Source organism: Pandoraea cepalis, from assembly GCF_902459625.1.
GTDB classification, from domain to species: Bacteria; Pseudomonadota; Gammaproteobacteria; order Burkholderiales; family Burkholderiaceae; genus Pandoraea; species Pandoraea cepalis.
Map to the genome: position 1 here is coordinate 92,997 of NZ_CABPRY010000006.1, position 13,339 is coordinate 106,335.

Genomic DNA, 13,339 nt, shown 5'->3' on the forward strand with positions numbered 1-13,339 from the left:
TGTAATCCGCCCGACCACAGTGATCACCATAAAGATCACGTTCAAAGGAGACAGACATGCATCGATTGCTACGAATTGCGGGGGCATTAGCCGTTTGCGGAGTGACACTGACCATCGGTCTGGCCGCCGCCCACGCTAAGGAATGGCCGGTCCAGCCGATTCGGGTCGTTCTTCCATATCCCCCTGGCGGCGCCTCAGACGTGACCGCCAGGCTCCTAAGCGCTAAGCTTAGCCAGGCATGGGGAGAGTCTGTTGTTGTGGAGAACCGGCCTGGCGCAAACGGCATCATCGCTAATGAAGCCGTTGCGAAGGCGCAGCCTGACGGCTACACCGTGCTGATGGCCAACCTTGGGCCGAATGCCATCAACCCGGCCGTATACGGGAGACTTCCTTATGACACGCTGAAAGACTTTACGCCAGTTGTCTTGGTGACAAAGGTGCCGCTCATTATCGTCACGGCAGCAAATTCGCCGGTGAAGGACCTGCGCCAACTGGTCTCATTAGCAAAGGCCAAGCCAGGACAGATTACCTTTGGATCTGCAGGCAACGGTTCGGGCAGCCATCTGGCCGGGGAACTCCTTAGTACCATGGCTGGCGTCAAGATGAACCACGTTCCCTATAAGGGAGACGCGCCTTCGCTCACAGACGTGCTCGGTCAGCAGATCAATGTTGCCCTTCCCACCGCGCTTGCTGGAATGCCACATGTCAAGAGTGGAAAACTCAGGGCTCTTGCGGTCACGAGCAAGACTCGATTGCCGGCACTGCCCGATGTGCCGACGGTAGATGAAGCGCTCGGGATAAGCGGATACGAAGCCGTTTCTTGGGGTGGATTTATGGTGCCGACCGGGACCTCACCAGCCATCGTTGCTAAGATGAACAGCCAGTTCAACAAAGCCCTTCAGGATCCGGAGGTCCGCGACAAGCTGATGGCTCAAGGCGCGCAGATCGCAGGCGGCACCCCGGAAGCATTCGATGCGTTTCTGCGCACCGAAGTTACGAAATGGAAGCGCGTGGCTGATTCAGCAAAGGTCCGGCTCGACTAGCCCTCACCGGGAATGCCGGTCCGTCGTCGGGATACCCCCCGACGACGGAAACTGCCTGTGGACTACCAAGGTCGTTACAATGACGGCAGTCGGCCGATATCCCAGGCTGAAGATAACCGCTGATCCGATATGGTGAATGTCAAGCAAGTCGCCCTCCTCGCCGGCGTTTCCTCGGCAACAGTCTCCCGTGCACTGACATCGCCGGATCGGCTGCGACCTGACACGCTGGAGCGCGTGCAGAACGCCATCGCAAGCCTCAACTACGTCCCGTCTTCCTCGGCTCGGGACCTGCGTCAAGGGCGCACGCGATCGGTCGGCATCATTGCGCCGACACTGATGAACGAGCTTTACGCGAAAGCGGTCGATACCTTAGAGGCGCAGCTCGATCGGCTCGGATACACCGTTTTATTGACGTGCCACCGGGACGACAGTGAGACAGAACTACGCTGCGCGCGCGCGCTTTTGGAGCGCAGAGTCGACGGAATCGCCATTATCGGGTCACAGCATCACCCTGACGTCTTCTCGCTAATCCACAAGCATGCCATTCCGTATGTCCTAATGTGGGCCGTCGATCGTGAGGGTATGCATCCCACGGTGGGATATGACAATCGCTTGGCGATGCGCAGGTTGACGAGCTATTTGGTCAAACAGGGACATCGAAAGTTTGCCGTCCTCCCAGGGCCACTAGAGACTCAATTTCTCTCCTCTCAACGACTTCTGGGCATCCAAGACGTCCTCAGTGAGAACGGCATTTCGATACCCGACGACCGCATTCTCCCGACACCGTACGAAGCATCTGCCGTCCGGCAAGCGGTTCGGACCTGTCTCGAGCGTAATGACTCGCTGCCGCATCAGGAACAGCCGACTGCCCTGATATGCATCAATGACTTCGTTGCTGTGGCAGCGATCGCGGAGTGCCGCACATTGGGACTATCGGTTCCGAGCGACATCTCAGTTACAGGCTTCGGCGACTGGCAGATGGCGGAACTGATGACGCCCGCACTCACGACCGTACACTCGAATCCCGTTCTGATTGGCGAACTTACTTCTCGTAACCTGGTTGATCAGATTGAAGGCGGGTCCAAACGCATTCAGACCGAGTTCGAGCCTGACCTTGTAGTTCGCGAAAGTACGGCGCCGCCCCAATAGTTGGTGAGCCAAACTACGTTTTGTCGCTACGGACGGAACTCAGCCGTCGCTCTAGCTAGGCCCTCACCGGGCACAAAGCGGTCGAAGCATACGTTGTCCAGCTATTAAATGAAGCGTTGCAGACAACGTTCTGAGGGAATTCTTCAGTCATGCGGGGCGCCTAATGGATATCAGTCTCTGCTCCATCCTGATGTCCGCTTAGGGTGGGCCGGTAAGCGCCGGTCATGCCACTGACCTTTGATTGAGGCGTCAGGGTACCGCCGTTGCCAACTAAGTCGAACGTGTCCCAAAAAGCGGACACATTCGTCCCCTCCGGCGCGAGCCAGAAGCGTCACCGCACGAAAAGGGAGTTCGAACCTATTTCGGCCACCCCGCTTTGGCTGCCGCCGCATCCAGCGCACGAGAAAATCGCCCGATGTCTTCCGGCCGGAACTCGGCCAGAAACAGTTCTTTGACCGCCGCCTCGTAGATGCCCCACATCTTCTTGCGCAAGGCCTTACCTTGCCGTGTGACGGACACGAACGCGGCGCGGCCGTCTTCCTCTGACCGGATACGGGTCACCAGCTCTTCACGCTCCAGCCGGTCAATCAGGCGAGTCAGGTTGTACCGCTCGATGGCAAGCACATCGGCCAGCTCATGCATCCGGCGGCTTTCCTCCGGCCCGCTTTCAATCCCCCACAGCACGTCGTACCACGCGTAGACAGGCAGTCCAGCCTCGGCAAGACGCCGATCCACCTCACGTATCAAGGCCCGGTGCGACCGTACAAACGAAAACCACAAATCCGGCTTCTCAGTCGACATGGTATCTCCAATAGTTGCAGTTGCAATTATGCCGCAGAGCGCTCACAATGCCCAGACGATTGCAACTGCAATTTATTTGAAGCGCAATGGCCACGCCTATCCGACCGGGCCTGATGCGAACCGAAGCCCCGTCAATCCCATGGAGACAGAGATGAATGCCCCGGTGTTGCCGCTACACGTATTGCCGCTGGATGTGGACCCGCAGGAAACCCAGGAATGGATTGAGGCCCTGGCCGCCGTGACCGAAGTGGAAGGCCGCGAACGCGCCCACTACCTGATCGGCCGCCTGCATGAATCGGACGCGGCCCGACACGGGGATTTCCATGGCGCAATCACGACGCCCTACGTCAATACGATTGCCGAATCGGGCGAGCAGCCGTACCCAGGCGACACCTCGATCGAGCGCCGACTGGCCGCCATGGCGCGCTGGAATGCCATGGCGATGGTGTTGCGGGCGGGCAAGCACTCCAACGTCGGCGGGCATATCGCCACATATGGGTTCTCCGCTTTCTTCTGATGTCTACGGGTCGACCTTCGATTCTGTTGTTGAGGGTAAACCCCCCTTTGCGCCACATAGGTAGGCTACCTAACATTAGCCACCAATCGCCCTCGGAGATATTTCCATGACGGAGTCGCCTGCTCCCACCCCTTCCTCCAACCCATCTTCCGCGGTAGAAGGGCGCTGTCCTTTTGATGCGGCTGCGAACGAGCCGAAATCAGCGTGTCCTTTTCACGCTGAGGGCGACAGCGGCGGAATCCCAGATTTCCCCCCTAAGCGCGTAGATCCCTTGGCGCCGCCGCCGGTGTTCTTCCAGATGCAACAGAAGGGCGAATTGGCACAAGGTAAGCTTTGGGACGGAAAGATCGCTTGGCTTGTCACGCGTTATGACGATGTTCGCGCTGTCTTGTCGGACTCTCGCTTTAGCTCCGACGTCTCACATCCGGGATTTCCCTCTTCCAGCGCCGCAGTAAAGGTTGTTCGGAGTAGTAACCGGACCTTCATTACCATGGATGAACCCAAGCATTCAGAGCAACGGCGGATGCTGACCAGCGAATTCACGATCCGAAAGATCGAGAATCTGCGGCCGCGACTTCAGGCCATCGTGGACAAGCTCTTGGAAGATTTTGCGATGGGGCCGCAGCCTTCTGACCTGGTTAGCGCCTTTACATTGGCGACACCAGCATTGGCTATCTCAGAGTTGCTTGGTGTTCCATACGACGATCACGACTTCTTCCAAGAACAGGCGATGATCATGACGTCGAGCACCGCGACGAGGGAAGAGGCTAGCGCCGCGAATCAAGCGTTGTGCGAATACCTGCGTGAACTGGTGGCGAAGAGATCCGAAAGCCCCGGGGAGGACATCCTCAGTCGCCTTATCGTTAATCATGTACGGAAGGGCGATATCACTGAAACAGACGTGGTCTCGCTTGGAAGGCTTCTGCTGATTGCCGGGCACGAGACGACGGCAAATACGACGTCGATGGGGGTGCTCTTCCTACTTCAGAGGCCGGACATCTGGGAAGAGCTTCGCCAGAATCCAAGCCTCGTTCCAAACGCGGTGGAGGAGATGCTACGCTTCCTGGATGTCATACAGTCCGGGACGCGACGTGTCGCACTGGAGGACGTTGTCGTGAATGGGCAATTGATCCGAGCCGGTGATCCCGTTGTCGTGCTTAGTATTTCCGCAAATCGCGACCAGGAGCAGTTCAAAGATCCCCACGTCTTTGACCTCCGCCGTGATGCCCGGACACAGATCGCATTCGGATACGGCCCGCATCAGTGCATGGGACAAGTTCTCGCCAGAGTCGAAATGCAGATCATGTTCACCGCCCTACTGAAGCGCCTGCCGAATCTTCGGCTGGCCGTGCCCATCGAGAGCCTCGCGTTCAAGAGCGATTCGCTCATGTATGGTGTTAGGGCACTGCCCGTTAGCTGGTAAATCCACTACGGCGAATCACGATGAAAATCACAATCTATCCCGAAAAATGCTGCGGTTCCGGCCAATGCGTCGTCAATGCGCCGGATCTGTTCGACCAAAAGGATGACGGAATCGTCATTCTTTTGAATGCCGATCCGTCGGCCGATCAATACAAAATCTGCACGCTTGGCTGCTGGGATCTGTCCGGCGTTGGCAATCGAGATTCACGAGGCTCTCTGATGATTCCCCTAAGCAAATCGTAGTCATCGGGGCAACGGCCGCCGGCATCACGGCGGCACGAGCAGCCTGCGCGCGCGAGGCTGGGGCGGATGGTACTTCCATCGCAAAAGAGGGCGGCCTGCCCAACGGCCGCCCATCTCTTTCGAAGCGGTTGATGGCTGGCAAACGTTCAGTAGAGCTCCTCTAAATAGATCGCCTAGCGGGCATAAAATTTCATTCCGCAAATAACATCTGCCGAAACTTTAAATCTATTATAGAAAGATGACTCAAAGTCATAGGATTGGCTCCACCCAATTCTGTTCGAAATATCCGGTATAGATCTTTCCAGTCCTGCCAATTCGAACAGCGAACGCATAAGCCGCTGCGTGTTACATATTTCCGTGAAGCAATTGCCCTGGCTGAAGAGGGTCCGCCTGACTCTCGAGGATGTTGTCTGCAAACTATCCGCTATATCTGCAATATTCCAAGCTTCCTTTGGATTCATAAACACCGACAATGAAATTGCCTCCCAAAGCGGCCTGGAATCCCACAGATCGTGCATTGGTTGATCACGCACCACAGAATAACTAGTTACATCCAGATCGAAGCTGCAATGCGAGCTCTTAAAAATAGAGCCGCCCAAGAACAGACTCGCAGGAGAAAAAGCGGGGAGCTTCACGAACTTCCCCTCTTTAATTACGCGTGAATAGCCTTGTCGGATGATTATCTGCTCGCCACTCAACGAAGTCACTTTCATTGGAATTGGAAGAAAAATATCATGGATCCCGACTTGGCTTCGTGACTGAAGTTGCGTCTGCATCAATTACGCTACTATCCCGGTCCGATACTATGAGCAGCGCGAGGATGTACCACCGCGCTGCCGGAAACGATGAGGGTCACCCGCCATCGCAATTCATCGAGCACTTACTCTTCGCGGCGCCTTAGGCAGCCTTGTCAAGCTCGGGATGCATGGAGTCCGACATCTGCGCCAGATGATGCAGCGTATCTCCGAACACCGATTCCATTTGGGTAAGGCGTCTAAAATAGTGGCTGACGATATACTCATCCGTCATTCCAATCCCACCGTGCAATTGCACGGCCTGCTGGCCGACGAATCGCATCGACCCGCCCAACTGATATTTCGCTTGTGCCATGGCGCGACGTCTCTGGTTCGCCGGCGCGTTGACGTTGAGCGAGGCGTAGTAGGGGCGGCTTCAGAATTCGGAAAATATTGCCCGTTAAGACTTTTGTCCTATCGCAGACGTTGGCTCGCAGCCAGCAAGAAGATCTGGGTATCCGTATTTCGTGGTTGAATTCGTCTTGTGCGGCGCAACGTATCGTGTGACGCGGGTGGTTGGAGGGCGCCGAACGGCCAGGATGGGCCATTCGGCCGTCGCGCCACTCGGACGGTCAGACGTCGGCTTCGCCCAAAAAAGAGGCCATTCAACTGACGAGATGAACGTTCCTTCATCGGTCAAAGTGGACAACCGGTGAACATGGCTCGACCAAGTCTCAGCCCTGATATGCTTGCCTGGTTCGTATTCCTTCCATGCGATTGCACTTGCTCATGGCACAGCGCGGACTTGCGAGAGGGAGTACTGCAGGTCAAAAACTATGGCGCAGCCCGATTACTGTACCGAACTGGTTATTCCCGGGCAATACTGAGCCGTCGTAGCCGTTAGCGCCAAGTGCTGAGCCGCCATTGTTCTTTGTATAGGAGGCCGTGATGTAGGCGTCAGTGCGCTTGGAAAAGCGATAGTCGGCTGACAGCACAAAGGAGACAGGGTCTTTTGCCGAGGTCCGGTCATTGGTCTTATAGGCTGCACCTGTTAATGCAAAGGATGGCGCCAGATTCCAGTTCACACCTGCCCAAAGAAGGTCCGTTCGTGGCATCGATGTCACGAGTTGACTTACTAACCGGCGATAACCCACATACACGCTAACAGGATTTATATCGAGAGCCACCGCTCCCACATAGCGACGCTCGGTCTTACCATCCGTAACGGCAGAACTGCCGTTGAGTTGGTCGTAGGCACCGCCGACGCGGAATTTGCCGGCCTGATACGTGAACCCAGCGCTCATATCCCGTCCAACTCGACTGTTTCCCGGAACCTCGGAACCATTGGCCACGCTTGAATCGACACCGAAACTGTAGAGTGCCGCAACCGTCAACCCGCCGAACGTACCGGTGTATTTCGCTGAGTTATCGGTTCGCCCCGCCAGCCAGGCGTCGTGATTGAACGACGAATACTTTGGAGCGAACAGCATCGGGTCGAATGAGATGATCAGATCGAAGAGCAGGTTGTGATGGCGGCCGAGCGTAATCTGTCCAAATCGGCTGCTGTCTATACCAACATATGCTTTTCGACCGAACAGCCGTCCGCCTTGCACGGCCATGCCAGAATCCAGAGCCATGCCGCCCTCCAGCACGAATACGCCTTTCAGTCCGTTCCCGAGATCCTCCACTCCGCGCAGGCCCCAGCGACTGCCGGCAGTGTTCCCGGAGGTCATGCGTACCAGACTATTGGCTTGGCCGGCTGCATTGGGGACATGGTTCAGAAACTCCACGCCCGCATCTGCCACGCCATAGAGAGTGACGGACGATTGTGCATGGGTGTACGAGCAGGCAGTAGCGATTGCGGCTGCAATAAGCGTCCGTTTCATAGGGCAACTTTCATTCTGGGCTGCCACCCGGATTGGGCGGTGTTTTCAGAGGGTCAGAGGGATGGCAGGGCTGCCACCCCTCATGGACGGATCTTGGCGGCTATCGATCCCGTCCCGACGGGGCCGCCTATCGTGCGGCGGGTTAGCCGCTCTTTCGTTTGGAGCGCTTCCGCCCAACGCCGATTTGCATTAGGTCATCGCCTACAATCAATTGGCCGGAGAAATTGCGTTGAGCGCGCATTAGATTCTCTTTCGGCGCATGGCCCGGCGCGATATGCGACAACACGAGCGTCTTGGCACCTGCCGCCTCCGCGACTTTGCCGACGTCGTCGATTGATGTGTGCGAACTGAGCAGGTGGTTCTTGAATGCCTCCTCCTTGGCTGTGACGGGCGGCGGAAACAAGGCATCGACCCATGCGACATCTATCACCTCATGGACGAGGACATCCACGTCCTTGGCAAGCCGAATCAGATTCTTACTCGGGCATGTGTCACCGGAAAAGACCACCGACCCATCATCGGTATCGAAACGGTAAGCGTAGGCTGGCCAGATAGGGAAATGGTTGACGAGCGTCGCGGACACGCGGACGCGATCGTCCTCATGGATGACGAAGGGTGCCATTTCGGGTTCGGGCGTTTCATTCGGGCTCTTGAAGCCCGGAATGTGCGGGAGTTTGATGTCGTGGACCTTGATGAGCTCACGCAGGTCCTGCCGGCCAGCATCTCGCAGCCTGTCGTTGATATCCACCGCAAACGCTTGATAAAGATAATTGGTCATATCGACCGTACCAGGCGTGGGATTTTCAGGATTGACCAGTGCCGGCTCTTTCCGGGGAGGCTGACCCGGAGGAGTGAAAATTGGCTCCAGTTGGCCGCGCGGTCCTGGTCCATAGACGTGCACCGGCTGCTTCACCCCGGTCAGGCCGTTATACCAGCCAAAGAGGAACAGGTTGAAGTAATCAACCGTATGGTCGGAGTGCAAGTGCGTCAGGAAGATGCCTCGCAGATTCTCCATACCGGACATGCCAGACACCAAGTTATTTTGTCCCAATCCAGCCTGCTTATATCGCTTGCCGACGCCGTCACCACAGTCGACGACATAGACGGCATCGCCTACGACCAAGGCCGATGAAATGCCTTCTCGATCACAATTCGGCCACCAAACTGGTCCGCCGGCAGTGCCAAGCAGGACCAACCGCGTATCGAACTGCTGCGCTGCAACTTTCGATGCGGAAACCGCTGCTTCACGGTTGGACACCTCCGCGGCATTTAAGGGCTGCCCGACCAGTAGTGGTAGTCCAGCCGCACCTGCGAGTTTCCATCCAGACTTAAAAAAACCACGGCGGCTCATGCCAAGCTCAAGCGCTTGGCCAATACAATCACACATTGCGTCTCCTCCTGACTGCCACGCCAATCGTTGTTGGGTCGATGCCGTTGGCTGCTCTTACCAATTCGCTTGCCTTATGTAGCGAGCAATACCCCTTTGACTGAACAGAGAACTTATGCGGGACATCCTTTCTGCCTTGCCTATGGCTTTGGGGTTGTGCTACACAGTTTCGCGCGTCAGTGCCCGCCACTCACTCGGGGAGTAGGCGAGTCCTCGCACCAACCGACGCATGTCGTCAGTTGGCGATTGACTGGCGCCTTCCCCTGGTCCTTCAGTGCATTGCCTTACGCACACCTTCATCGACGAGCGGACGATCCTCGCTGGCGATATGTAGGGCCGCACTGGGCGGACGGACATCCCTACATTCCTTGTGAATGACACCGTCCTTCATGACCAGCGCGATACGATTCGGATCGGTGAGAATGCTCAGGTCTTCTAGTGGGTTGCCATCGATCAGGACAACGTCGGCGATGAAGCCCTCGCGGAGTTGGCCGAGCTCATCCGGACGCATCATGATCTGCCCGCCAAGTTTGGTGGCCGCCAAGAGCGCTTCCTTAGGCGTCATTCCGATGTAGTCGACAAAGTACTGCAGATCATTTGCATTGGTGCCATGCGGCAGCCATGCAAAGCCGTAGTCGCCGCCAGGAAGGATACGGATGCCGCGCTTGTGCATCTTCGAGAGGGTCTCCGAGGCAATCTCGAGCTCGCGCTTATAACCCATTCTTGCAGCGACCTCGGGCGTGATGCCATATTCAGACGCGTTGAAGCAAGTCCTGACAAGCCAGCCAATACCGGGCGCCACAAAGTGCTTGTCCTTGTTGGCCTCCAGCATGTCGAGCGCCTCTTCGTCGGCGAAGCTGGCGTGGTAGACCAGTTCCAGGCCGTGACGAACACATTGTTTGACTGACTCGCTCGATCGTGCGTGCGCTGCGACCCGCTTGCCGTAACGTTTTGCTTCGGCAGCCAGCATGGCGACTTCCTCTTCCGAGAAAGGCGACAGTTCCGCAGGCAAGCCTGCAATGTATTCGCCGGACAGATTGATCTTGAGATGATCGACGCCGTACTTGATGAACGTTCGTGCGGAGCGGCGAATTTCTTCGGGGCCGCTGCAGACGCTACCAAAACTCAGCGCTTCAAACGGCAGGTGCGGCAGGGTGTTGTCGCCGAGACCGCCGATGGTGGTGATTTCCTGGCTGCCTGCCAGATAGCGCGGACCAGGGAACTCCCCCGCGTTGACGGCGTTGCGCAGGACGACGTCAAGCCGAGGCTTAGCCGCGGCAGCACCAATGGCAGAGGTCCATCCCATGTCGAGGTACCGCTTTGCGACGCGCACACACCAGAGGATGTGCTCCTCGGGGGGCATGAACTGGATGGCCGACAGCGAGGGCTGGTCGTTCCAGGAAAAATGCGTGTGTGCCTCTGTCATGCCGGGCATCAGGAAACGGCCGCGACCGTCGAAAACGCGCGCGTCCGGCGCGTCAATTTCCTGGTCGCCTCGAACGATGGAGGCAATGCGGTCGTCTTGAATCAGCACGGAACCAGTATAGGGGTCCGAGCCGGTGCCGTCGAAAATGGTGACGTTGTGGAATACTGTTTTGGTCATTGTTGTCTCCTCCAAACTGGTTTAGCTTTGATCGCGGTAGAACTCGCGCAGCAAGTTGCCGCACTCGATCGGTTTTTCGAAGGTTGTCCAGTGTCCGCAACCGGTCAGGACAAAGACGTTGGCGCCAGCGATGCGTTCGCCCATGGCCTGCACTGTAGCGGGCGGCGCAACACCGTCCTGGTCCCCCGTCACCAATAGCGTTGGGACGCTGATCTGTTCAACTTGCGCCGGCTGGGCCGCCGCCAAGGCTTCGCAGCTTTGGGCGTAGCCTTCGGGGGGCTGACGCATCACACTTTCCCTGACCAACGCCAGGACAGCGGGTTGCTGCTCCTTCGTTTCGCGGCTGGTCGCGCCGTTGACGATGGCATCGGCGATTTGCTGCATGCCGCTAATTCCCTCGCGAGCTAGCTGGGCCCTGGCATGAATGGCAGGCCTGCCTTGCTCAGGCGGAGCGAGTAGGGGCCCGAACAAAGCTAGACTCTGAACCCGCTCAGGGAACGTCACTGCGAAGTGCTGGGCAATGATGGTTCCCAAGCTGTGAGCAGCCACGTGAACCTGTTGCGCGGCGAGCGCATCCAGGGTCGTTGCGATCGCAGCGACATAGCCTGCAATGGAGAGTGACTCGGCGGGCAGCGCGGAACGTGCGCTTCCCGGAAGGTCGATTCGGATTACCTTGAAGCCTTCCATCGCGGGAAGGACTGGAGTCCAGGTGTTCGAAGATCCGCCAAGACCGTGGATGCACAGCAAAGGCTGGCCATCCCCGTATATCTCGACGGCGAGGCCGTTGATCACTTCGGTCGTCATTACTCCACCTCGTTGACCAGGGTGCCCAGGCCAGTGATCTCAATGCGCATGACATCGCCGGCCTTTACGAATTTCGGCGGGTTGAAGCCAATGCCGACACCTGCGGGGGTGCCTGTTGCGATGACATCGCCGGGCTGCAGCTCGATGCCGGCAGAGATGGTCTCAATTAGCGTGGGAATGTCGAAAATGAGCTGGCTGGTGTTGGACTCCTGGCGCAGTTCGTCGTTGATCCAGCACTTCACGTCAAGATTTTCGACGTCGACTTCATCTGCCGTGACGAGATACGGGCCCATCGGGCAGAAGCCGTCCAATGACTTGCCAAGGAACCACTGTCGGTGTGTCTTCTGCAGGTCGCGGGCGGTGAAGTCATTCACTATGGTGTAGCCGATGACATGCTTGTACGCGTCTTCCTTGCGGATCGCACGGCCGGCCTTGCCGATGACGACTGCCAGTTCTGCCTCGTAATCTAGTTGCTTCGTCACGTTCGGGTGGCTTGGTACCTTCTTGCCCGGGCCAATGACCGTTGAGGCGGGCTTTGTAAAGACAACCGGCGCTTCTGGGGCGTGCTCACCCTCCTTGGCGCTGCTGTCGAAGCCGGATTGCGAGAATTCTTTCGCGTGCTCGTGGTAGTTCTTGCCGACGCAGAAGATATTGCGGCGCGGCTGCTCGATTGGGGCGAGCACAATCGCCTGCGAGAGGGGCTTGCCTTCGCCGGTGGGCGCCAGGCGGTCCTTGATTTCGGGAAAGACATGAACCAATTGGATCATGTCACCAATGAACCCAGGAACCAAATCCTGGAGCGGCCAATACTGCTGAGACTCAGTGTTTACCAGTGAAACTAGCTTCCCCTGCGCGGTTTGGAGCGTTGCAAATTTCATGTCATCCTCTTCTGAAAGTGCCAAATTGGTCTGGACGTGGATCACAATGTAGTACCATAAAAGAACCAACGCAAGACACTTCGCAAAAAATATTGACCAATTGGTACTGCATGCTAGAATTTACGCATTACAAGTGACTGAACAGCCTGCCGTGAGCGAAATCGAAGTGAGCCAAGTGGTCCGCACCAATGGGGCGAAGGAGCTTGCCCGCTATCTGGTTGAGGAGATCAGCAATGGAACGTTGGCCGTGGGCATCAAGCTGCCCGCCGAGCGAGAACTCAGCGAAAGATTCAATGCTTCGCGTGGTGCCGTTCGACGGGTCTTGGGAGAGCTGAAGAGCCGTGGACTCATCACGCAAGTGGTCGGCAGCGGGACCTTTGTGGCCGCGGCGCCAGAGACAACTCCCGCGGCTGCGGCTGGCAAGGGCATTGGGGCAATCAGTCCTGCTGAGTTGATGCAGGCACGGCTCCTGATCGAACCCATGCTGCCGTCGCTAATAGTCCAGTATGGGACGCCGCAGGACTTTGCCCGCATGGACGAATGTATCGAGCGCTCAGAAGAGGCGAAGACGGTAGAAGAGTTTGAGCACTGGGACGGGGCTCTGCATGAAGCTCTTGCCGTGGCGACTCACAACAACTTCATTCGGCAGATTCTGGAACTGGCCACGCAAGTTCGCGAGCAAGGCGAATGGGGGCGGCTAAAGCAGCGTTCGCTAACCCCAGAACGGCGTACCACCTACGAGGAACAGCATCGGGCCCTGGTGAATGCCCTGAAGGACCGAGACGAGGTTACTGCGCGCCAAGTCATAGAGCAACACTTGCTGCAGATACAACGGAACTTGTTCGGACGATAACCATCATCTAGCCAATTCA

At 57.2% G+C, this 13,339-nt stretch carries 12 protein-coding genes and 2 pseudogenes; 6 read left to right on the forward strand and 8 right to left on the reverse strand.

From position 1 onward, the window contains the following. Positions 1 to 56: 56 nt before the first annotated feature. On the forward strand, positions 57 to 1,043 hold the full coding sequence (locus tag PCE31107_RS14190) for a Bug family tripartite tricarboxylate transporter substrate binding protein (RefSeq protein ID WP_043355346.1): 987 nt from the start codon (positions 57 to 59) through the stop codon (positions 1,041 to 1,043). 129 nt (positions 1,044 to 1,172) lie between these two features. Further along, on the forward strand, positions 1,173 to 2,192 hold the full coding sequence (locus PCE31107_RS14195) for a LacI family DNA-binding transcriptional regulator (RefSeq protein WP_043355348.1): 1,020 nt from the start codon (positions 1,173 to 1,175) through the stop codon (positions 2,190 to 2,192). A 357-nt stretch (positions 2,193 to 2,549) separates the two neighbouring features. Here the strand turns inward: PCE31107_RS14195 and PCE31107_RS14200 are convergent, their stop codons facing one another. Further along, positions 2,550 to 2,993: a MarR family winged helix-turn-helix transcriptional regulator gene (locus PCE31107_RS14200; protein WP_043355349.1), complete on the reverse strand. Its 444-nt coding sequence runs from the start codon at positions 2,991 to 2,993 to the stop codon at positions 2,550 to 2,552. Between the two features lie 151 nt (positions 2,994 to 3,144). Here PCE31107_RS14200 and aceE point away from each other — a divergent pair. The 3 genes and pseudogenes from aceE to PCE31107_RS14215 all read left to right on the forward strand — a co-directional run. Then, positions 3,145 to 3,507 (forward strand): annotated as a pseudogene (aceE, locus tag PCE31107_RS14205) (pyruvate dehydrogenase (acetyl-transferring), homodimeric type); the annotation flags it as partial. A 109-nt stretch (positions 3,508 to 3,616) separates the two neighbouring features. After that, complete coding sequence (locus PCE31107_RS14210; protein ID WP_081201625.1) at positions 3,617 to 4,933, forward strand: cytochrome P450; 1,317 nt, start codon at positions 3,617 to 3,619, stop codon at positions 4,931 to 4,933. 20 nt (positions 4,934 to 4,953) lie between these two features. Next, positions 4,954 to 5,175, forward strand: a complete 222-nt coding sequence (locus PCE31107_RS14215; RefSeq protein ID WP_196765233.1) for a ferredoxin — start codon at positions 4,954 to 4,956, stop codon at positions 5,173 to 5,175. Positions 5,176 to 5,348: 173 nt separating this feature from the next. Here the strand turns inward: PCE31107_RS14215 and PCE31107_RS14220 are convergent, their stop codons facing one another. From PCE31107_RS14220 to PCE31107_RS14250, 7 genes and pseudogenes are all read right to left on the reverse strand, one after another. Next, entirely contained in the window at positions 5,349 to 5,951 is a 603-nt protein-coding gene (locus PCE31107_RS14220; RefSeq protein ID WP_124684263.1) for a helix-turn-helix transcriptional regulator, read from the reverse strand. A gap of 121 nt (positions 5,952 to 6,072) precedes the next feature. Continuing rightward, positions 6,073 to 6,345 (reverse strand): annotated as a pseudogene (locus tag PCE31107_RS14225) (acyl-CoA dehydrogenase family protein); the annotation flags it as partial. Between the two features lie 391 nt (positions 6,346 to 6,736). After that, positions 6,737 to 7,795: a porin gene (locus PCE31107_RS14230; RefSeq protein WP_080982279.1), complete on the reverse strand. Its 1,059-nt coding sequence runs from the start codon at positions 7,793 to 7,795 to the stop codon at positions 6,737 to 6,739. 142 nt (positions 7,796 to 7,937) lie between these two features. Beyond that, positions 7,938 to 9,182: an MBL fold metallo-hydrolase gene (locus PCE31107_RS14235; protein WP_150609222.1), complete on the reverse strand. Its 1,245-nt coding sequence runs from the start codon at positions 9,180 to 9,182 to the stop codon at positions 7,938 to 7,940. Positions 9,183 to 9,453: 271 nt separating this feature from the next. Further along, a complete protein-coding gene (locus PCE31107_RS14240; RefSeq protein ID WP_048994451.1) occupies positions 9,454 to 10,785 on the reverse strand; it encodes a metal-dependent hydrolase family protein in 1,332 nt (443 codons plus the stop codon). Positions 10,786 to 10,806: 21 nt separating this feature from the next. Beyond that, positions 10,807 to 11,589 carry an alpha/beta fold hydrolase gene (locus PCE31107_RS14245; protein WP_048994453.1) on the reverse strand — a complete coding sequence of 261 codons (783 nt, stop codon included), beginning with the start codon at positions 11,587 to 11,589 and terminating at the stop codon, positions 10,807 to 10,809. Beyond that, entirely contained in the window at positions 11,589 to 12,467 is an 879-nt protein-coding gene (locus PCE31107_RS14250; protein ID WP_048994499.1) for a fumarylacetoacetate hydrolase family protein, read from the reverse strand. Before PCE31107_RS14250 ends, PCE31107_RS14245 begins: the two co-directional genes overlap by 1 nt. Before the next feature lie 151 nt (positions 12,468 to 12,618). Between PCE31107_RS14250 and PCE31107_RS14255 the strand changes: the two genes are divergently transcribed. Beyond that, positions 12,619 to 13,320 (forward strand): FadR/GntR family transcriptional regulator, encoded by a 702-nt coding sequence (locus PCE31107_RS14255; protein ID WP_048994500.1) that lies wholly within the window; start codon positions 12,619 to 12,621, stop codon positions 13,318 to 13,320. Positions 13,321 to 13,339: the final 19 nt, after the last annotated feature.